Consider the following 20,204-nt stretch of genomic DNA (forward strand, 5'->3'; position numbering starts at 1 on the left):
GGCGTCAGGGCCTGACGCCACGGGGCGGGGCGTCCTCGTGACGCGCCAGCAGGATCCTCATCCGGATGATCTCGGCCTCCTGGGCGGCGATGATCTCGCGGGCGAGGCTTTGGACGTCCGCGGCCTCGCCGTGCTCGACGGCGATCTTCGCCATGGCGATGGCGCCCTCGTGATGCGCGATCATGCCCCGAAGGAAGTCCACGTCGGCGTCGCCCGTATAGGCGATGGCCATCTCCCGGTGCATCCGGTCATTCGCTTCGCGATAGGCCAGCGTGGAGGGCGGATCCCCCGGCATAGCTCCCTCGGTCTGATGAGCACCGACATCCCCGGTCGATGAGGGGGGCGTCCCGTCCGCTGCGGGCCGTGGACGCGCCGACAGCATGCCGTAGGCGAAGGCCGACAGCGCGAGGAACACGGCGATGACGGCGACCCAGCCGATGCGCTTCATGACGTTGGCCCTTTCGCGTCCAGAGCCGCCGTGGCGGCCGAGCCCGTCGATGGGCCAGCCTTAGAAGTCAGATCGCGGTAGCCGAGGAGCCGGAGGGCGTTGAACACGACCAGAAGGGTCGAGCCCTCGTGCATCGCCACGGCCGGTCCGATGCCGAGTCCGAAGATGGTGGCGGGCACAAGGAAGGCGACCACCCCGAGGCTGACGACCAGGTTCTGGAGGATGATGCCGCGGGTTCGGCGGCTCAGCCCGACCGCGAACGGCAGCTGCGACAGATCGTCGGACATCAGGGCGACATCGGCCGTCTCCAGAGCGACGTCAGAGCCTGCCGCGCCCATGGCGATGCCCACAGTCGCCGTGGCCATGGCGGGGGCGTCGTTCACACCGTCCCCGACCATTGCGATCTTGCCCTCGGCCCGAAGCCGCTTGATGGCGTCGACCTTGTCCTCGGGCATGAGATCGCCCCAGGCCTCGGTCAGACCGACCTGGCCGGCGATGGCCTGAGCCGCCTTCTGATGGTCTCCCGAGATCATGATCATCCGCGACACGCCCAGCCCGCGCAGGGCGTCCAGCGCCGCGCGAGCCGCAGGCCGCGGCGTGTCCAGAAGGCCGATCACGCCGAGATCGCGCTCGCCCCGGCGCACGACCATCAGGGTGCGGCCCTCCAGCCGCAGCCGCGTGACGGCCGCCTCTGCCTCATCGCTGAGCGGGCCGACCCCGTCGACGCCGAACATCTCCGGCTTGCCGATCCAGACCGGCGCGCCTTCGAAGCGGGCGGTGACGCCCTTCCCGGTCAGGCTTTTCAACTCCGAGGCCGCGGCGATGGCCGCGCCCTTGAGGCGCTCCAGCCCGTCGCGCGCGATCGCCTCCGCCAGAGGGTGGTCGCTCAGCCGCTCGACGGCGACGGCGGTCGTCAGGAGGTCGACTTCCTTGGCGCCCCCCACGGGAACGATGTCGGTGATGCGAGGGCGTCCTTCCGTCAGGGTGCCGGTCTTGTCGAAGGCGATGGCGTTGAGCGAGCCGAGGTTCTCCAGGGGCGCGCCGCCCTTGATCAGGACGCCGGCCCGCGCCGCGCGCGCGACGCCCGAGAGAACGGCGCTGGGCGTGGCGATGGCGAGGGCGCAGGGGCTGGCCGCCACCAGGACCGCCATGGCCCGGTAGAAGCTGTCGCGGAACGGCTCGTCGACCACGACCCAGGCGAAGAGCAGGACGAAGGCCAGGCCGAGGACCACGGGCACGAAAATCCGTTCGAAGCGGTCTGTGAACCGCTGCGTGGGAGACTTCTGGGTCTCGGCCTCGCTGACCATGCGGACAACCTTGGCCAGGGTCGTGTCCGTGGATTTACGCGTGGTCTCGATCTCGATCGCGCCGGCCCCGTTGATGGTGCCCGCGAAGACGATGGAGGCGGAGCCGATCTGCGCCGGCCGGGCGCGGGCTGCAGCGGCGTCGGGAACCGGCTGCTTGTCGACCGGCATGCTCTCGCCGGTGACCGGGGCCTGATTGATGCTTGTCGCGCCGACCAGAACGAACCCGTCGGCCGGCAGTCGTTCGTTAGGACGCACGACCACCGTGTCGCCAACGGCGACCTCCTCGACCGGAACTTCCACGACCTGGTCGCCGCGCCGAACATGCGCTGTACGGGGCGCGAGGTCGGCCAGGGCTTCGATCGCCCGTTTGGCGCGGCCCATGGCGTAGTTCTCAAGGGCGTGGCCGATGCTGAACAGGAAGAGGAGCAGCGCGCCCTCCGCCCATGCGCCCAGAGCTGCCGCCCCGGCGGCGGCCACGAGCATCAGCGTGTCGATCTCGAAACGCCTGTTGCGGAGGTTCTCGAAAGCCTCGCGGACCGTGAAGAAGCCGCCGAAGCCATAGGCGATCACATAGAGGGACAGAGACAGCCAGACCGGGACGCCGGGCGCGAGCTTTTCGAGACCGAAGCCCAGGGCCAGGGCCGCGCCGCTCGCCAGGGCAAAAATCACCTCGGTGTTCGACCCGAACACGCCGCCATGCGCGTGCGGGTCGGCCCCCGCCTTTTCGCTCGCATGGTCGTCTTTGTCGCCCTCGGCGTGACTGTGACCGGCCATCAGCGTGTTCCCTCTTCTCGGGATTTTCGGGCGTCTTCCAGGATCTCGAGGCCGCCCTTGGCGGCGATCAGCGCGACGAGGGCGCCGACCACCAGGTCCGGCCACGACCGGCCGAGCCAGAGGACGAGGCCGCCCGCGACCAGGATGCCGCCGTTGGAAATGAAGTCGTTGAAGCTGAAGGTCTCGGCCGCCCGCATGTTCACGTCGTCGACCTTGATCCGTTTTAGCAGCAGCAGGCACCACAGGTTCACGCCGGCGGCGACCACGGCCATGACCATCATGGTCGGCCCGAGCGGCTCGGCCCCGGTCAGCCACCGCCGCACGACGTCGGCGATAACCCCGGCGGCGAAGATCAGGAGAAGGACGCCCGACGCGCCGGCGGCGCGGGACTTCCAGGCTTCGGAGCGGCCCACGGCCAGGAAGCTGATCAGATAGACGACGCTGTCCGAGGCGTTGTCGAGCGCATTGGCCAGCAAGGCGCTCGAATCGGCCAGCCAGCCCGCCAGGCCGAGCCCGACGAACAGAGCCGCGTTGAGCACCAGCACCCACAGGAGGATGCGTCGTTGATCGCGTTCGGCCGCTGGGCTGCTCACATCATCGCTCCGCTCATGCCGGCGCGCTTGCCGTGTCCGGCCAGCGCAGGACCTCGACCGCCTCCAGGGTGACCGGGCCAAGGTGTTCGAGATCGGCCAGCGTCTTCAGGAACGCCCGAAGCTTGGAGTCGTGATCGAGCAGTTCCACGATCAGGGACTGGTCGTCGTTCAGCACATGGCGGCGATGCAGGTGAGGGGTGTGGCCGAAGCCGACGAGCGCCTGCAGCACGGTCGCGCCGGCCAGGCCGGCGGACCGGGCCCGCTCGGCCACGATTTCGAAGACCTTGCGGTCGCCGAAATAGGCGGCCTCGTCGGTGTAGATGCGCATCAGTTTGATGGGGTCGGGCATGGTCGCCTCCTGAAGGGGAATCCCCGCCGCCGATGCGACGGCGGGGATCGGGACTATTCCGCCGGGACCGGCTCTGCGGCTGGCGCGTCGGTGGGTTTGGGACGCCGCCCCTCGGTCAAACCGAGGACCAGCCGGCTCATGGCCGGCAGGACGAGCAGCGTCAGCAGGGTCGCCGTGACCAGGCCGCCGATGACGACCATGGCCAGGGGCTTCTGCACCTCGGCGCCGGTGCCGTGGGCCAGGGCCATGGGCACGAAGCCGATGGCCGGGACGAGACCCGTCATGATGACCGGGCGGACCCGCTCCATGCAGCCCTCGATGATGGAGCGGGAGAGCTCCATCCCGTCATCAAGCCGCTGCCGGATCGACGACATGACCACCAGGCCGTTCAGCACCGCGACCCCGGCCAGGCAGATGAAGCCCACCGCCGCCGACACCGAGAAGGAGATGCCGGTGAGGGCCAGGGCGAAGACCCCGCCCGCCAATCCCAATGGCACGGTGAGGAAGACCGCCACCGCCCGCCCGAACGTCCCCACGGCGAGGAAGAGCACCGCGAAGATGGCCAGGAAGCAGATCGGCACCACCAACGACAGACGGTCCGAGGCCGCCTTGAGGTTCTGGAACTGGCCGCCCCACTCGATCCAGGAGCCGGCCGGCAGGGCGACCGTCTCCACCTTGGGCATGGCCTCCCTGACGAACGACCCGACGTCGCGACCGCGGACGTTGGCCTGGACGACGACGCGGCGCTTGCCGTTCTCGCGGCTGATCTGGTTCAGCCCCTCGGCGAAGCGGAACGAGGCCACCTGACGCAAGGGCACGGAGGCCCGGGTGCGGCCCTCCGCTTCCGGCAGCATCACCGGGATGGCCCCGAGCGCATCAAGGTCGTGGCGGCTGGCGTTGGGCACGCGCACCACCACGTCGAAGCGGCGGTCGCCCTCGAACAGCTGCCCGGCCTCGCGCCCGCCCATGGCGGCGGCCACCGTATCGGCGACCTCTTCCACGGTCAGACCGAAGCGCGCGATCGCGGCCCGGTCGAAGGTGACGTCCAGCGACGGCGCGCCGTCGGTCTGTTCGACCTTGACGTCGGCCGCGCCCGGAGTGGCGTTGAGTTGGGCCGCGATCTGGTTGGCCGTGGCCGTCAGCTTGTCGAGGTCGTCGCCATAGAGCTTGATGGCCACGTCGCCGCGCACGCCGGCGATCAGTTCGTTGAACCGCAGCTCGATCGGCTGGCTGAGTTCATAGCCCTGACCGACCTGGGCGTTGGCCGCGGCCTCGACCCGCTCGATCACGTCCTCCTTGGTGTTCACCCCTTCCGGCCACTGGTCCTGTGGCTTGAGAATGATGAACCCGTCGGAGATGTTTGGCGGCATGGGATCGGTGGCGACCTCGGCGGTGCCGGTCTTGGAGAACATGACCTCGACCTCGGGCAGGGCGACGATCGCCCGCTCGACGCCGCGTTGCATGCGGATGGACTGCTCCACCGCCGTGGACGGCACCCGTTGGGAGGCCATGGCGAGGTTGCGTTCGTCCAGGGTGGGAATGAATTCCTGGCCGAGCATGGAGAAGACGATCCCGGCCACGGCGAATAGGGCCAGACCGCCTCCCACGAAAGGCCAGGGCCGGGCCACGGCCTGACGCAGCACCGGCTCGTATTTCGCCTTGATCCAGCGGATGACGAACACGTCCTTCTCGGAGACCTTGTTGCGCATCACCAGGGCGACCATCGCCGGGATGAAGGTGATGGACAGGATGAAGGCCGCGACCAGGGCCAGCATCAGGGTGATGGCCATGGGCGAGAAGGTCTTGCCCTCGACGCCCTGGAAGGTCAGCAGCGGTGCGAAGACCAGCAGGATGATGGCCTGACCGTAGACGGTCGGCTTGATCATCTCCTGGGTGGCGATGGTGGTCTCCTCCAGCCGCTCGCGCAGGGTGAGTAGACGGCCTTCGTGGTGTTGGCGTTCGGACAGGCGCCTCAGACAGTTTTCGATGATGATCACCGAGCCGTCGACGATAAGGCCGAAATCGAGCGCCCCCAGGCTCATCAGATTGCCCGACACTCCCATGAAATTCATGCCGATGGCGGTCATGAAGAAGGAGATCGGGATGATCGCCACCGCGATCAGGGCGGCGCGGACGTTGCCCAGCAGCAGGAACAGGGCGATGGCGACCAGGATGGCGCCCTCGATCAGGTTGCGCTGGACCGTCGAGATGGTGGCGTTGACCAGCTTGGACCGGTCGAGGACCGGCGTGACCTTGATGCCCGGCGGCAGCGACCGGATGGTCGTCTCCAGCTGTTCGCCGACCGAACGGGCGACCGTGCGGCTGTTCTCGCCGATCAGCATCAGGGTGGTGCCGATGACGACCTCGTGGCCGTTCATCGTCGCCCCGCCGGTGCGGAGGTCGCCGCCGAGGCGAACGGCAGCGACGTCGCGAACGGCGACCGGGACGCCGCCGCGCGTGGCGACGATCGCTTCTTCGATCTGGCTGAGGCTGCGAATGCGGGCGTCAGCCCGCACCAGATAGGCCTCGCCGCCGCGCTCGACGAAGTTGGCGCCGACCGAGAGGTTGGCCGACTCCAGACCCTCGGCCAGTTCGCTGAACGAGACGCCGTACTGGGCCAGCCGCGTCGGGTCGGGCTCGACGACATATTGTTTCTCGAAGCCGCCGATGGTGTCGACGCCAGCGACGCCGTTCACCGACCGCAGCTGCGGCGCGATGATCCAGTCCTGCACGGTCCGGAGATAGGCCGCGCGGGAGATGTCGTCGGTCAGTCGATCGCCTTCAGGGGTCAGGAAGGACCCGTCCGACTGCCAGCCCGGCTGGCCGTTGCGTACGGTCGCGCCCCGCCCGCCCGGGTTGGTGAAGTCGATGGCGTACATGAACACTTCGCCCAGGCCCGTTGTGACGGGCCCGATCTGGGGCTGGACGCCCTCGGGCAGGCTTTCCTGGGCCTGAACGAGGCGTTCGCTGACCTGCTGGCGCGCGAAATAGAGGTCGACGTTCTCCTCGAAGATCACCGTGACCTGCGAGAAGCCGTTACGCGACAGCGACCGCGTTTCCTGAAGGCCGGGAATGCCGGCCATGGCCGTCTCGACCGGGAAGGTGACACGCTTCTCGATCTCGACGGGCGAGAGCGAGGCGTCCTGGGTATTGATCTGAACCTGGTTGTTGGTGATGTCCGGCACGGCGTCGATGGGCAGCTGTGTCAGTTGCCAGGCGCCGTAGGTGGAAACCATCAGCACGAGGGCGATGATCATCCATCGCGCTCGCACCGACAGGGCCATGAGGTTGGCGATCATGGGCTAGTGCTCCACTTCGCCGGCGCCGAGCGCGGCCTTCAGCAGGAAGGCGTTGCGGGTGGCGACGGTCTGGCCCGCGGTCAGGCCGGAGGTGATCTGGGCCCGGCCGGCGCTGCGCTGGCCGACGATGACCGGCGCGGCGGTGAAGCCGGCGGCGGTCCTGAGGAACACCACTTCGCGGCCTTCGACGGTCTGGATGGCTTCCTCGGGCACCGAGACGCCCTCGCTCGTCCCGGCGTCGCGGGTGTAGATCCGCACCGCGATCGCCTGGCCGGGCCGCAAGCCGCCCACGCCCGAGACGTTGAGAAGCACGGTGGCGGCGCGGCTTTCCGCGTCCACGCCCGGGGTGATCGAGCGCACCGTCGCCTGGACCTCGCCTTCCGGCAGGGTGATGGTCGCCCGGTCGCCGGGGGCGATCCGGCCCGCGTCGTCAGCGGAGACCGAGGCCTGCACCTCGATCTGACTGGCGTTGGCGACGTGGAACAGTTCGGTCCCGGCCGTCACGAAGGCGCCGAGCGTCGCGTTCGATTCCGTCACCCGTCCATTGATCGGGCTGACCACGCCCGTGCTGCGACCGTCGCCGGAGACGCGGGCGGCGGCGGCGGCGGACGACGTCCGCCGGGATTCCGCCTCGGCCTCGGCCAGGACGGTCTGGGCCGCCTCGAGATCCTGCCTCGCGGTGATCTTCGCGTCGAACAGCCGTTGCTCGCGGGCGAGCGCCTGCCGGGCGGCGGTCAGCCGGGCCTGGGCCGTCGCCCGCTCAGCGGCGATCGAGGAGGCTTCGCGGCTTTCAATGAGCGCGACGGTCTGGCCGGCGCGAACGCTGTCGCCGAGGCGGAGCGAGACTCGTGTGATCACGCCGTCAGCGCGGGCCGCGAGGACGGCCTCGCCCTGAGGCGTTCCGACGACGGTGCCCTGGGCGACGATCTCGGCGCTCAGCGATCCGCTGCCCACCGGCGCCACGACGATGCCGGCCGCCTGAATGCGGGCGGCGTCCATCTCCAGGGCCTCGCCGGCGCCGTGTTCCTCTTCGGCTTCCGCAGCGGCTTCTGCCGGCGCTTCCGGACCACGGGTCATGCTCCAGACGGCGAACCCGCCGCCCAGGACGATCACGGCCGCCGCCGCGCCGCCGAGCAGGCGTTGCTGGTTGGTCAATCTCTTCATCGGGCGGATCCTTCGGTTTCGGTGGCGCGGGTCAGGGCGGCGACGGCTTGCGCGCGCTCCAGCTCGGCGGTGATCATGTCGGCCTGGACGGTGTTGAGCGCCTCTTCGGCGTCGAGCACGTCCAGCAGGGTGAAGCGGCCGGCCGAGAAGCCTTCGCGTGCGATGCGCACGGCCTCGATCGCTTCGGGTTCGGCCTGGGTTTCGAGGAAGGCCAGTTGCGCCTCGGCCGTCCGAAGGGCGGCCTGGGCGTCCCGCGTCCGCCGGATGGCGCCGGCGAGGGCGGCATTGCGGCGGGCCTCGGCCCCGGTCCGCTCGGCATTGGCGGCGGCGATATTGCCCTGGTTGCGGTCGAACAGACCGATGGGCATGGACGCGCCGAACACGAGGGCGGTGTCGTCCGTTCCGCGGAACTGACGGGCGCCGACGCTGACGGTCACATCCGGACGCGACAGGGTGCGTTCCCGCTCGACCACGGCGATCGAGGTCGCGACCTCGGCCTCGGCCAGACGCACGTCGAGCGCGCTGGCCGGGTCGATGACGGCGCCCGGCGCTGACGGGGTCTCGGGCGCGGTCGGTTCGGGCAGGTCTTCGCCGCCGCCCCACAGGGCGGCGAGCGCCCGCTGGGCTTCGGCGTATTCGGCTTCCGCGGCCCGAACCCGTCCGACCGCTTCCAGGGCGGCCGTCCGCGCGCGCAGGGCCCGCAACGGCGGCTCTCGGCCGGCGTCCACCAGTTCGGTGGCGATGGTCTGCAGGTTGTCGGCGCGCAGGAACTGGTCGCGGGCCAGTTCGACCCGGCGGCTGTCCGCATAGGCCTCGGCGTAGGCGTCCCGCACCTGTTGTTCCAAGTCCGCACGGGCGACGGCGAGGCGCAGCCGGGCGGCGTCCACCTCGGCCTGGGCGGCGCGCTCGCGGGCGGGCCGCTTGCCGCCGAGCTCAAACCGCTGGCCGACGCTCAGGGTGCTTTCCGCGTCGTCCACGCCGGAGAAGGCGCCCGTGCCGGCGAAATTCTCGACCTCGAGGCCGAGTTCGGGATTGGGCCGGAACCCGGCCTGTTGGGCGCGGCCGACGGCGGCGGCGACATCGGCCTCGGCGGCGGCCAGGGTTGGCGAGGAGGCCGCGGCGCGAGACAACGCCTCGGCCAGGGTGACGGGTTCGGCGAAGGCTGACCCTGGGGCCAGCATGGCCAGGATCGCCGCGAGGGTGATCGCGGCTCCGCCGGCCGCGGGGTGCGGCAGACGGCGATTAGGGGATGGCATAGGTCCTGTTTCCCGGATGGTTGACGTGGAGGGCGCGCGTTCGCGCGCAGTCCCGTCAGCCTCTGGGAGGGCGGTGCGGACCTGTGGGCATGCGGGACGGCAAGCCGTCCGCCAGCGGCAGAGCGTTCAGGTCCGCACCGGCATGGGTCACGATTGGCGCTTCGGAGGCTTGCGGCACAGCGATGCCGCTGTGGTGACAATGGCCGTGAGCGCAGATGGCGTGGCTGTCGGGTCCGCCCCCATCGCTGTCATCGCCGGGGATGTCGGCGATCAGGCTGGCGGCGGAGGACGTGGCCCCTTCGGGACCGCAGGTCGCCGCATCGACGGCGGAGACCAGGACGAACAGCGACAGGAACGCCGCGAGCAGCGCCGTCATCAGTCCATGCCTGATCGTAGGGAATCCCATGCGGTCCATTACCATGATCCGTCGCCGCTTCAATCGCGTCATCGTCGCACCGTCGGCGGCGCGGCTTCCGGGAGGGATCGCTCCGCCCGATAGAAGGAGATCGACCCGGTCAGCGTGGCCAGCGTTTCACACTCTCGAACATTGGCGAACCCCGCTTCGGCGATCAGCCGAGGCAGAACACCGTCCGCGTTCGGCTGGGTGTTCTCATAGCCGTCCAGCGATTGGACGATCCGGAACAGCAGCCGCATGACGCCCGCCTGGCGGCCGTAGTCGGCGATGTGCAGCGTTCCGCCCGGCTTGAGCGCCCGCAAGGCGGCCGCAAGTCCCCGGCGCTTTTCCTCCATCGGCAGTTGATGAAAGACCAGGCTGGACACGACCTTGTCCGCGACGCCGTCGCCGAGGATCGTGGCGACGTCGCGGGCGAAACCCTTGACGAAACGGATGTCCTGGCCGGCGGCGTCCGCCTTGGCCCCGGCGCGCCTCAGGATGTCGCCATCGGGATCGACGCCGATGATGCGCGCCCCCGGCGCCCGCTGCGCCAGGCTCACGGCGAACGAGCCGGTTCCGCAGCCGAGGTCGATGATCGTCTCGCCCGGCTTCGGCGCGACCTGGTCGAGCAACCGCGCCCGCCACACGCGTTCGCGCGTCAGCAGGGCGATGGCGGGATCATAGAAGCCGCTGAGGGCGGCATGACCGAGCGCGGGGGTGAAGCTCGCCGTCACGCCGCGGCCTTCAGTTCTTCCCGGGACTGTTTGAGGATCGACCAGGCCGACTGGAGGAACACCACCGCCAGGATCGCGCCAGCGATGAGATCGGGCCAGCGGGAGGCGGTCAGCCAGACGGCCACCCCCGTCGCCGCGACCACCAGGCTCTGGATCAGGTCGTTGCGCGTGCAGAGCCAGACCGAGCGGACATTGGCGTCGCCCTCGCGATGGCGGACCAGCAGGAGCGCGGCCAGGGCGTTGGCGAAGAAGCCCAGGCCGCCCAGTCCGGTGATGACGAACCCCTCCGGCGCCGCCCCGGAGGTGGTGCGCCAGATCGCATAGCCCAGAATGAACAGCGCCAGAGCCGCGAGGCTCGCGCCCTTGACCACGGCGGCTCCGGACCGCACGGCGACCGAGCGGTCGATCACGGCCAGGCTGATGCCGTAGGTGGCGGCGTCGGCGAGGAAGTCCAGGGCGTTGGCGCCCAGTGACGCCGAACCCTGCAAAGCGGCGCCGCCGGCGATGGCCACGAAGGCAAGGCCGTTGATGGCGATCACCGCCATCAGGATACGGCGGTATGCCGGGGTGGCGCCGTCGAATTTGACGGTCGCGCCGCAGCCGCAGCTGGAGGCGGCCGGTTCGGAGGATGAGGGATGTTCGGTCATTGAGCTCCACCTGTCATCGTCAGGATGCATGCTCCAGCCGCTCGAGGATCAAGTGCAAAAATGCGCAACCGCTGGCGCGGGCCGACCGGGCCGAAAAAGGGCCTTGATCCTCTAGTGGCTAGAGGGCGCACAAGAGGGCGACAACAGGAGGCACCATGATCACAGTATTTCCGGCGCGTCGCGGCCCTGGCCGCCTCCAGGCGACGGCTCTCGCGCTTGCCGCCGTGATCGCCGCCATCGACCAGGGCGCCAAGGCGCTGGCGCGCGCCCGGCTCGAGACCGCGGTGGACCTCACACCCTTTCTGGCGCTGCGGCTGGGGTTCAATCCGGGCGTCACCTTCGGCCTTTTCGCCGACTCCGGCGCCGCCGGACGCTGGGCGTTGAGCGGCCTGACCCTGCTGATCATCGGCGCGCTGCTCGTGTGGATCTGGCGGACCCGCAGCCCTCTGACCGCAGCGGCCGCGGGCCTTCTCGTCGGCGGAGCCTCGGGAAACCTGCTCGACCGCCTCCGGTTCGGCGCGGTGACCGACTTTATCGATCTGCATTGGGGCGACGCCCACTGGCCCACCTTCAACCTGGCCGATGCGGCCATCGTTTGCGGCGTCGGGCTGCTTCTGCTGGCCGCCCGAGGCGTGAACGGCCCCGCCTCGTCACCGATCCTGGAACGGAGCGCGCAATGACGCCTTCCGCCGAACAGAAGGCCATCCGCGTCCGGTCGGCGCTCGCCGTCGGCCTGACCGCCGCCGCTGTGGCGCTGGCCTGGCTGTGGCTTCCGCCGTCGCTGCTGGGCGCCTCGGCGGACATGGCGACCGCCGATCGGCTCGCCTACGCCCTGAAGGCGGACCTGCCGGTGTTTCTGTGGCTCGGGGGCTGCCTCAGGACCGTCGCCAGCATTCGCTACCGGTCGGACGCCGACCGGCCCGGCGCGGCCTATGGCCCACCCAGCGCCCGGCTCGCCGTGCCGGCCGCCGTGCTTCAGAACTCCCTTGAACAGACCCTGCTCGCGGTCGGCGCCCACCTGATCCTGGCCACCGTCTTGCCGGGCGAGGAAATGATCCTCGTGCCGGTTCTGGTCGCCCTCTATCTGGTCGGCCGGGTGCTGTTCGCGGCTGGCTACGCCAGGGGCGCCGCCGCGCGCGCCTTCGGCATGGCGCTCACCGGCGCCTCCACGATCGGCGCCTTCGGCATCACCCTGGTCCTGCTGGCGCTTGGCCGATGATCCGTTCGAAGACGGTCCACCCGCCTTTCGGCTTCTGTTTATTCGGCTTCCGACCCATGGTGGCGCGATGACCCTGCCCTCTCCTGCGTCATCAGGGCTGCGCCCGATCGGCAAGCTCGCCGCCGCCACCGGCGTCAAGATACCGACCATCCGGTTCTACGAGCAGATCGGGCTGCTGCCCGCGCCGCCGCGCACCGCCAGCGATCGACGCCTGTACGACGACGAGGCGGAGCGCCGCCTGTCGTTCATCCGCCATGCGCGTCAACTGGGCTTCGATCTGGACTCGATCCGCTCCCTGCTGGATCTGTCCGATCACCCCGACCGGCCCTGCGCGGAGGCCAACGTCATCGCCGAGCGTCACCTCGCGGAGGTGAAGCAGAAGATCGCCCAGCTCAAGGCTCTCCAGCGCGAGCTTTCCCGGATGACGGCGGAATGCGCCGGCGGCCGGGTCTCCGCCTGCAAGGTGATTGAAGCCCTGCACGATCACGCGGCGACGCTTTAAGCGCGACAGTCTCTCGGCTCGAATGCTAATGCGAGCCGCTCACAACTAGGTTCCCCATGCGTCCTCTGCTCCGTCTGCTCGCCCTGGTGTTCACCCTTGGGCTGGCCGCGCCCGCCCTCGCCCAGGCTCCGTCCGCCGCCGAGGCGCAGGTCGCCTGGCGACTGCTCGACTATGTGGCGGTCGACTACGCCGGCGCGGTGGCGAACGGCGAGGTGATCAATCCGGCCGAGTACGGCGAGATGGTTGAGTTCGGCAGCCAGATCCGAACGCGGCTGGACGCTCTGCCCTCCCATCCGGCCAAGGCGGGTCTGGTGCGCGACGCGGTCGCCCTGCAGGCGGCCATTCGAGACAAGGCCGACCCGCGCGTCGTGGGCGACCAGGCGAAGGCTCTCGCCGGCGCGGTGCTGACGGCCTATCCGAGCCCGCTCGCGCCGTCCTTCCCGCCCGATCTGGCCAGGGGTGCGGCGCTCTACGCCGAGCAGTGCTCGGTCTGCCATGGCGCGACGGGACGCGCCGACGGCGCCGGCGCCGAAGGGCTCGATCCGCCTCCTATCGCGTTCGCGGACGTGGAGCGCGCCCGTCAGCGCAGCGTGTTCGGTCTCTATCAGGTGATCGACCAGGGCCTCGACGGCACGGCGATGGCCAGCTTCGCACACCTGCCGGCCGAGGATCGCTGGGCCCTGGCCTTCTATGTGGGCCGTTTCGCTTTCACCGACGCCGAGGCCGCCGAAGGCCAGCGCCTTTGGGAGAGCGACCCGGCGATCCGCGCCGCCTATCCCGATCTGGCCGCCGTCACCCAGGCCACGCCGGCGGACCTGGCGAGGCGCATCGGCGAGACCAAGGCGCGCGCGGTCACGGCCTATCTGCGTCGCCATCCAGAGGCGGCGAGCCGTCCTCAGGGCTCGACCCTGACCCTGGCCCGGACGCGTCTGGCCGAAAGCGAGGCCGCCTATCGCCGGGGCGACCGCAAGGCCGCCACGGACCTGGCCCTGTCGGCCTATCTCGATGGTTTCGAACCCGTGGAGCCTGCGCTCGGCGCTCGCGACGGCGCCCTCCTGCGTCGGGTCGAGACGGCCATGACCGAGCTTCGCGCCTCGATCAGCAAGGGCGCGCCGGCCGAAGAGGTGGCGGATCGGGTCGCCCGTCTGAACGCTCTGCTGGACACCGCCGAGCGCGCGCTCGCGCCCCAGGAGGCGGACAATCTCGCCAGCTTCCTCGGCGCCTTCACCATCCTGCTTCGCGAAGGGCTGGAGGCCTTGCTCATCGTAGTGGCGATGATCGCCTTCCTTCGGAAGGCCGAACGGCCCGAGGTGCTGCGCTACGTCCACGGCGGATGGGTGGCGGCTCTGGTCGCCGGCGGCGCCACCTGGGCGGCCGCGACATTCTTCATCTCCATCAGCGGCGCCAGCCGGGAGCTCACCGAAGGGTTCGGGTCGCTTCTGGCGGCGGTCGTGCTCGTCTCCGTCGGTATCTGGATGCACGGCAAGTCGCACGCCGACGCTTGGCAGACCTATATCCGCGACAAGCTCTCTGCGGCGCTCTCGAAGCGGTCGGCCTGGTTCCTGTTCCTGCTGGCCTTTGTCGTGGTCTACCGCGAGGTGTTCGAGACCATCCTGTTCTATGCCGCGATCTGGAGCCAGGGCGGCCATCTCGGCATGCTGGCCGGCGCGCTTACCGCGGTGGCGATCTTGGCCGTCGTGGCCTGGGCGCTGTTGGCCTACAGCAAACGCCTGCCGATCGGCCGGTTCTTCTCGCTGAGCTCGATCCTGATGGCCGTCCTGTCGGTCATCCTCGTCGGCAAGGGCGTGGCGGCGCTGCAGGAGGCGGGCTGGCTCGACGTTCATCCGCTCGCCTGGGTCCCCCGCATCGAAATCCTCGGCCTCTACCCCACGGTCGAGGGCGTCGGGGTCCAACTTCTGACCATCGCCATCCTCGTGGTCGGCTTCGCCCGGACCTCGGCGCCGAAAGCGGTCGGTCCGGCTCATTGAGGCGGTCCAGTGGCCGTTCGCGGCCGTAAGCTAACGGTGGAGAGGTTGGCGGTAGGCGTGCCGCGGTCTTTCGAGTTCGATTCCCACGACAATGTGGAGATCTTCGATGGCCCAGGCCGACCCGCCGCTGAGGCGCACGATCAAGAAGCCCCAGTTGCGCCAGATGGTGCCGCTGGCCGACAGCACGATCTGGGAGATGGAGCAGCGCGGCCAGTTCCCGAGGCGGTTCCTGCTGACGCCGCGCTGCGTCGTCTGGGACCTTGCCGAGGTCGAGGCCTGGCTGGCCCTTCGCCGGGCCAAGCCCATCCGCAGGGCCCCGCCGCCCGATGTGCGCAAGCGGGTCACCCGCCCGGTCAGAGTCGCGGATCGAACCGAGGACCGGCCGTTTCCGGGATGACGAGCACGGGGGTGAACGCCCGCCCGGCCTCCCAGGCGTCCACGGCGTTTGACCACTCCTGGGCCATGTGACGACGCTGCGCCTCAAACTCGGCCTTGTTGTAGACGCCGCGAGACGACCGCTCCTCGTGGGCGAGGCATTTCTCGATCCAGTCCGAGTTGAACCCCATCTCGTGCAGAAGCGTCGAGGCGGTCCGCCGCAGGTCGTGGACCGTGAAGGGCTCTAGGGGCAGCTCCCGCTCGCGCGCTCGCTCGGCGATCGCCGAGGTCACCCGGTTGAAGGTCGCCCGCGACATCGGCGCATCGGCGTCATAGCGGGACGGCAGGATGTAGCGCGAGTTCCCGGCGCAGGTCTTCAGCGCGATCAGGATGTCGAGCATCTGGGTCGAGAGGTAGACGTTGTGCGGCCTCGACCGCTTCATCCGCTCCTTCGGGATCGACCAGACGGCGTTGGCGAAATCCACCTCATCCCAGACCCCGTCCTGGAGCTCGCTCTTCCGGACCATGCTCAGCAGGACGAACTTCAGGCCCAGACGGATCGTCGGAAGGGTGGCCACCTCCCCCAACAGGTTCAGCGCGATGCGGATCTCCGTCGGCGACAGCGACCGGTCCCTGGGCCGGAAGGTGGCGATGGAGGCCGGCCCGACCCCGTCCGCGGGGTTGTCGATCTTCTCCCCGTGCAGGATGGCGTAGGCGTAGATCTGTTTGACGATGTCGCGGACGTGGACGGCCGTCGCCGGCGCGCCCCGCTCGACGATCGTCTTGCAGTGGGCGCGAAGGTCGTTGGGCGTGATCTCGTTCAGCAGCCGGTTGCGCCATTGCGGCAGGATTTCCCGGGTGAAGATGGACCGCCGCATGTTGCGGGTGCTGTCCGCCATGGGCGCATGGTCCATCCAGCGCTGGGCCACATGCTCGAAGCTCCGGGCCTGTTGCAGGCGGCGCTTGGCCCGTTGCTTCTCCAGGGCGGGCGAGACGCCTTCCGCGATCATCCGCTTGGCGTCGATGACCTTCTCTCGGGCCTTGGCGAGCGACAGGCCGGCCGGTCCGTAGGAGCCCAGCGTCACGGATTCCCGCCGCCCGTTGAAGCGGTAGTCGTACTTGAATGCGATGCCGCCCTTGGGCGAGATCAGCAGGTACAGACCGTCCCTGTCGGTCATTTTGTAAGACTTTGATTTCGGGCGAATATTCCGCAATGCGGCGTCGGTAAGCATGCCGTTTTGACTCCAAAAGACCGTCAGGCGCTTTCGAGGTCTTTCGGGATCATTTTCCTGAACCAAATCCATTGCTTGGCTCAAAAAAAGACCGTCAGGACCCTCTCGGCCCTCTGACGGTATGGAGCGGAGTCCCGGCGGGCAATGGCTGCGGGACCGTCAGAGGGACCGACGCAGACGAAAGCAGCCCCTCGAAAGGTATCGAGAGGCTGCAAAAGCATTTATCTTATAAGTCAGTGTTTTAGCGCGACTTTCGGAAGCGCTCTGAAAAGATTCAGAAGGCTCTGAATCATTCCCACTCGATCGTGCCGGGCGGCTTCGACGTCACGTCATAGACGACGCGGTTGACGCCGCGGACCTCGTTGACGATCCGGGTCGCGCACCTGCCCAGCACGTCCCAGGGGAATTCGAAGAAGTCGGCGGTCATGCCGTCAGTCGAGCTGACCGCGCGCAGGGCCAGGACCTTTTCGTAGGTGCGGGCGTCGCCCATGACGCCGACGGTCTTGACCGGCAGCAGGACGGCGAAGGCCTGCCAGATCTTGTCGTACAGACCGGCCTTGCGGATCTCGTCGAGATAGATGGCGTCGGCCTGTTGCAGGGTCTCGACGGCCTCGGGGGTGATCTCGCCGGGGATGCGGATGGCCAGGCCCGGTCCGGGGAACGGATGACGACCCACGAAGGCGTCGGTCAGGCCGAGCTCGCGGCCGAGGGCGCGGACCTCGTCCTTGAACAGTTCGCGCAGGGGCTCGACCAGTTTCAGCTTCATATAGTCGGGCAGGCCCCCGACATTGTGATGGCTCTTGATCACATGGGCCTTGCCGCTGGAGGACGACACGCTCTCGATCACGTCTGGATAGAGGGTGCCCTGCGCCAGGAATTCGGCACCCTCGATCTTGCCGGCCTCGCGGTCGAAGATCTCGATGAAGACGCGGCCGATGGTCTTGCGCTTGGTCTCGGGATCCGACTGGCCCGCCAGTTCGCCGAGGAATTCCTTCGACGCATCAACGTGTATGAGCGGGATATTGTAGTGCTCGCGGAACAGGGTCGTGACCTGGGTCGCCTCGTCCTTGCGCAGCAGGCCGGTGTCCACGAAGACACAGGTCAGCTGGTCGCCAATCGCCTCGTGGATCAGGACGGCGGCGACCGAGCTGTCGACCCCGCCGGACAGGCCGCAGATCACCTTGGCCGAACCGACCTGTTCGCGGATCTGGGCGATCTTCTCGTCGCGATAGGCCGCCATGGTCCAGTCGCCCTTCAGCCCGGCGATGCCATGGGTGAAGTTCTTCAGCATCGTCGCGCCGCGCGGGGTGTGCATGACCTCGGGGTGGAACTGGACGCCGTAGAAGCGGCGGGTCTCGTCGGCGATGACGGCATAGGGGCTGCCGGCCGAGGTCGCGACGACGTCGAAGCCTTCGGGGATGGCGACGATCTTGTCGCCGTGGCTCATCCAGACGGTCTCGTCCTCACCCACCGGGGCCAGGCCGGCCAGCAGGGGCGAAGCCTTCTGGACGGTGATCTCGGCGCGGCCGAACTCACGGGTGTGGCCGCCCTCGACCTTGCCGCCCAGCTGTTCGCACAGGGTCATCTCGCCGTAGCAGATGCCCAGGACCGGCACCCCGGCCTCGAACACGGCCTGGGGCGCGCGGGGGCTGCCCTCTTCGTGGACGCTCTCGGGGCCGCCCGACAGGATGATCGCTGCCGGCTTCAGCGCCGCCAGAGCGGCCTCGGCCTTCGCATAGGGATGGATCTCACAATAGACGCTGGCCTCGCGCAGACGGCGCGCGATCAGCTGCGTCACCTGGCTGCCGAAGTCGACGATGAGGACCTTCTGGTGATCAGTCGTTGCGGCGGTCATGCGGGCTCCATGGGATCGGCGGTCAGGCGTTCGAATTCGGCTTTCAGCAGGTCCAGCGCCTCGGCCAGTCCCTCGTCGATCACCGAAAGCGTGTCGGTCCAGTCGGACAGGCCGGTCAGGTCGGCCTTGCCGTCCGAAATGCCGCGCAGACCCATGACCGGCACGCCGAACTTCGCGGCGGCGCGGACGACGGCATAGGTCTCCATATCGACCATGTCGGCATCGATGTCGTCATAGGCCTCGCCGGTGACGACGCTCGCGCCGGTCGCCAGCCGCGCATAGGGCTGGCCCGCCGGGCCGCTGGCCAGGGTCAGGCTGGCGGGCTCGTTGAGGAAGGGGGTGACGCCTTTGGGAAAGCCGATCGCCGAGGCGTCCATGTCGCGATAGGCGACCTCGTCCACCCAGTAGACGCGGGCGTGCTCGAGCTTTTGCGAGCCGGCCGAGCCGAGCGAAATCAGCACGTCCGGCAGCCGGTCCTCGGCCGCCAGTCGCGCCAGCGCCGCCGTCGTCTCCACCGCCGCCTCGACCGGGCCGACGCCGGTGACCAGCGGCCTGATGCGCGCCCTCAGGGCCGGGCCGTACTCGGCCTGGGCCGCCATGACGCACAGCACCGTCAACGGCCCGAAGTTCGTCAGCTCGAAGGTCTCGCTCACGCCTGCCGCTCATAGACGGCGGCGAAGAAGCCGTCGGTATCGGCCGTGGCCGGGGACAGACGCAGGCGATGGCCGCCATGGGCCAGTTCAGCCAGTTTGTTGCGGCCGGCGTCAGTGAAGCCCGACGACGACAGACCCTCGGCGATCGCGACCGGGGCGAAGGACGGATGATCCTCCTCGAAATGGTCCAGGGTCGCCTCGTTCTCGATCCGAAGCATCGAGCAGGTGACATAGACAAGTCGTCCGCCCGGCTTCACCAGCTTTGCCGCCCGCGCGAGGATGGCGATCTGCAACGAATGCATCCGGTCGACCTCTTCCGGCTTCAGACGCCAGGCGTCCTCCGGCCGGCGACGCCAGGTGCCGGAACCGGTGCAGGGCGCATCGACGAAGACAACGTCGGCGACGCCGATGATGTCCTCGACCCCGCCGCCGTTGGGACCCAGATGGATCAGCTCGGCCTCGACTCCGGCGCGGGCCAGCCGGGGCCGGATGTTGTCGAGCCGCTTCTGCACCACATCGCAGGCGATCAGACGGCCCTCAGCCCTGGCGATGGTCGCCCGTTTGGACTTCGACTTCGGCGCGTCGACCCAGCCGGTCGGGGTCCAGATCCGCTCGGGCCCGGCAGGCGCGGCCTCGACCCGCGAGGCGCCGACGGCCAGACCCTGCATCGCCAGGCCCAGCGTCTTGCCCCCGCCCCCGGCGCAATAGTCGACCACGGTCATGCCGGGCCGGACGCCCGCGAGCCAGCAGGTGATCTGGCTGCCCTCGTCCTGGATCTCGATACGGCCCTGTTTGAAGGCTTCCAGCGCCTGGACGTTGGGCGGCGGCTCGGCCGAAAGGCGCAGGCCCCAGGCCGACCAGGGCGTGCGTTGCGGCGACAGGCCGGCCTCGCGCAGTTCGGCCATGACCTCGTCGACCGTCGCCTTGGCGGCGTTGACACGCAGGTCGATCGGGGCGCGCGGGACCATCAGGCCTGCGGCCTCCTCGGCCCAGCGATCGCCGAAGGTGTTCCGGAAGTCCTCGACCACGAACTCGGGCAGCCCCGCGAGCGCCCAGGCAGGCGGCCCGTCGTCGGTCAGGCTGATGCGGCTGCGTTCCTGTTTCGACAGGGGCTTGGGGCCGTATCCGTCGCCGGAGTGGAGCGCCTCGATCTCCTCGACCGACAGGCCGTCGATCAGGCTGAGGGCGCCGATGACCAGGGCGCGGCCGTCCTCCCGCCCGCCCATGGCCCAGACCAGACGGCCGCGGGCGCGCATGACCTTGTAGACCTGGTCGGCGATCGACCGACGGTCCTTGGAGCCGGCGTAGCGGTTCTCGGTCCCCCAGGTCTTCAGGACGGCCTCGGCCGGGGCCTTGCCCGCACTGATGCGGTCGATGATGGCGGCGGCGGCGGCGAGGCGAGCGGCTGGGGTCAC

19 protein-coding genes are annotated in these 20,204 nt (G+C 69.2%); 5 read left to right on the forward strand and 14 right to left on the reverse strand.

Annotation, left to right across the window (positions count from 1 at the left end; translation table 11 throughout):
* Positions 1–4 precede the first annotated feature (4 nt).
* The 10 genes from copM to Q0044_RS10225 form a co-directional block, all read right to left on the reverse strand.
* On the reverse strand, positions 5–448 hold the full coding sequence (gene copM / locus Q0044_RS10180; protein WP_298161962.1) for a CopM family metallochaperone: 444 nt from the start codon (positions 446–448) through the stop codon (positions 5–7).
* Positions 445–2,529 carry a heavy metal translocating P-type ATPase gene (locus Q0044_RS10185; protein WP_298161963.1) on the reverse strand — a complete coding sequence of 695 codons (2,085 nt, stop codon included), beginning with the start codon at positions 2,527–2,529 and terminating at the stop codon, positions 445–447. Before Q0044_RS10185 ends, copM begins: the two co-directional genes overlap by 4 nt.
* Positions 2,529–3,122 carry a cation efflux transmembrane domain-containing protein gene (locus Q0044_RS10190; protein WP_298161964.1) on the reverse strand — a complete coding sequence of 198 codons (594 nt, stop codon included), beginning with the start codon at positions 3,120–3,122 and terminating at the stop codon, positions 2,529–2,531. Before Q0044_RS10190 ends, Q0044_RS10185 begins: the two co-directional genes overlap by 1 nt.
* 13 nt (positions 3,123–3,135) lie before the next feature.
* Positions 3,136–3,471 (reverse strand): putative PII-like signaling protein, encoded by a 336-nt coding sequence (locus tag Q0044_RS10195; RefSeq protein ID WP_298161966.1) that lies wholly within the window; start codon positions 3,469–3,471, stop codon positions 3,136–3,138.
* 53 nt (positions 3,472–3,524) lie between these two features.
* Positions 3,525–6,770: an efflux RND transporter permease subunit gene (locus Q0044_RS10200; protein WP_298161967.1), complete on the reverse strand. Its 3,246-nt coding sequence runs from the start codon at positions 6,768–6,770 to the stop codon at positions 3,525–3,527.
* Between the two features lie 3 nt (positions 6,771–6,773).
* On the reverse strand, positions 6,774–7,934 hold the full coding sequence (locus Q0044_RS10205; RefSeq protein WP_298161970.1) for an efflux RND transporter periplasmic adaptor subunit: 1,161 nt from the start codon (positions 7,932–7,934) through the stop codon (positions 6,774–6,776).
* Positions 7,931–9,190, reverse strand: coding sequence for a TolC family protein (locus Q0044_RS10210; protein ID WP_298161971.1), 1,260 nt, complete (start codon positions 9,188–9,190; stop codon positions 7,931–7,933). Before Q0044_RS10210 ends, Q0044_RS10205 begins: the two co-directional genes overlap by 4 nt.
* A 55-nt stretch (positions 9,191–9,245) precedes the next feature.
* Complete coding sequence (locus tag Q0044_RS10215; RefSeq protein WP_298161972.1) at positions 9,246–9,566, reverse strand: hypothetical protein; 321 nt, start codon at positions 9,564–9,566, stop codon at positions 9,246–9,248.
* A 68-nt stretch (positions 9,567–9,634) separates the two neighbouring features.
* Positions 9,635–10,318, reverse strand: a complete 684-nt coding sequence (locus Q0044_RS10220; protein WP_298161974.1) for a class I SAM-dependent methyltransferase — start codon at positions 10,316–10,318, stop codon at positions 9,635–9,637.
* Complete coding sequence (locus Q0044_RS10225; RefSeq protein ID WP_298161975.1) at positions 10,315–10,965, reverse strand: cation efflux transmembrane domain-containing protein; 651 nt, start codon at positions 10,963–10,965, stop codon at positions 10,315–10,317. Before Q0044_RS10225 ends, Q0044_RS10220 begins: the two co-directional genes overlap by 4 nt.
* A gap of 155 nt (positions 10,966–11,120) precedes the next feature.
* Here Q0044_RS10225 and lspA point away from each other — a divergent pair, with 155 nt between their 5' ends.
* The 5 genes from lspA (at position 11,121) to Q0044_RS10250 (ending at position 15,071) form a co-directional block, all read left to right on the forward strand.
* Positions 11,121–11,645: a signal peptidase II gene (lspA, locus tag Q0044_RS10230; protein WP_298161976.1), complete on the forward strand. Its 525-nt coding sequence runs from the start codon at positions 11,121–11,123 to the stop codon at positions 11,643–11,645.
* Positions 11,642–12,184: an MAPEG family protein gene (locus Q0044_RS10235; RefSeq protein ID WP_298161977.1), complete on the forward strand. Its 543-nt coding sequence runs from the start codon at positions 11,642–11,644 to the stop codon at positions 12,182–12,184. The genes lspA and Q0044_RS10235 overlap by 4 nt, the downstream gene beginning before the upstream one ends.
* A 67-nt stretch (positions 12,185–12,251) precedes the next feature.
* Entirely contained in the window at positions 12,252–12,686 is a 435-nt protein-coding gene (locus Q0044_RS10240; protein WP_298161978.1) for a MerR family transcriptional regulator, read from the forward strand.
* Positions 12,687–12,742: 56 nt separating this feature from the next.
* Complete coding sequence (locus Q0044_RS10245) at positions 12,743–14,674, forward strand: FTR1 family protein (protein WP_298161979.1); 1,932 nt, start codon at positions 12,743–12,745, stop codon at positions 14,672–14,674.
* Positions 14,675–14,780: 106 nt separating this feature from the next.
* The gene (locus tag Q0044_RS10250; protein ID WP_298161980.1) at positions 14,781–15,071 is read left to right on the forward strand and encodes a helix-turn-helix transcriptional regulator; all 291 of its coding nucleotides are present in this window, start codon (positions 14,781–14,783) and stop codon (positions 15,069–15,071) included.
* Here Q0044_RS10250 and Q0044_RS10255 read toward each other — a convergent pair.
* The 4 genes from Q0044_RS10255 to Q0044_RS10270 form a co-directional block, all read right to left on the reverse strand.
* Positions 15,028–16,281, reverse strand: coding sequence for a tyrosine-type recombinase/integrase (locus Q0044_RS10255; protein WP_298161982.1), 1,254 nt, complete (start codon positions 16,279–16,281; stop codon positions 15,028–15,030). The two genes, Q0044_RS10250 and Q0044_RS10255, sit on opposite strands and share 44 nt — an antisense overlap.
* Positions 16,282–16,570: 289 nt before the next feature.
* Positions 16,571–18,136, reverse strand: a complete 1,566-nt coding sequence (gene guaA, locus Q0044_RS10260; RefSeq protein WP_298161985.1) for a glutamine-hydrolyzing GMP synthase — start codon at positions 18,134–18,136, stop codon at positions 16,571–16,573.
* Positions 18,133–18,789, reverse strand: coding sequence for a 5'-methylthioadenosine/S-adenosylhomocysteine nucleosidase (locus Q0044_RS10265; protein ID WP_298161989.1), 657 nt, complete (start codon positions 18,787–18,789; stop codon positions 18,133–18,135). The genes guaA and Q0044_RS10265 overlap by 4 nt, the downstream gene beginning before the upstream one ends.
* Positions 18,786–20,204: an RsmB/NOP family class I SAM-dependent RNA methyltransferase gene (locus tag Q0044_RS10270; protein WP_298161991.1), complete on the reverse strand. Its 1,419-nt coding sequence runs from the start codon at positions 20,202–20,204 to the stop codon at positions 18,786–18,788. Before Q0044_RS10270 ends, Q0044_RS10265 begins: the two co-directional genes overlap by 4 nt.

Source organism: Brevundimonas sp. (genome assembly GCF_027484365.1).
GTDB lineage: Bacteria > Pseudomonadota > Alphaproteobacteria > Caulobacterales > Caulobacteraceae > Brevundimonas.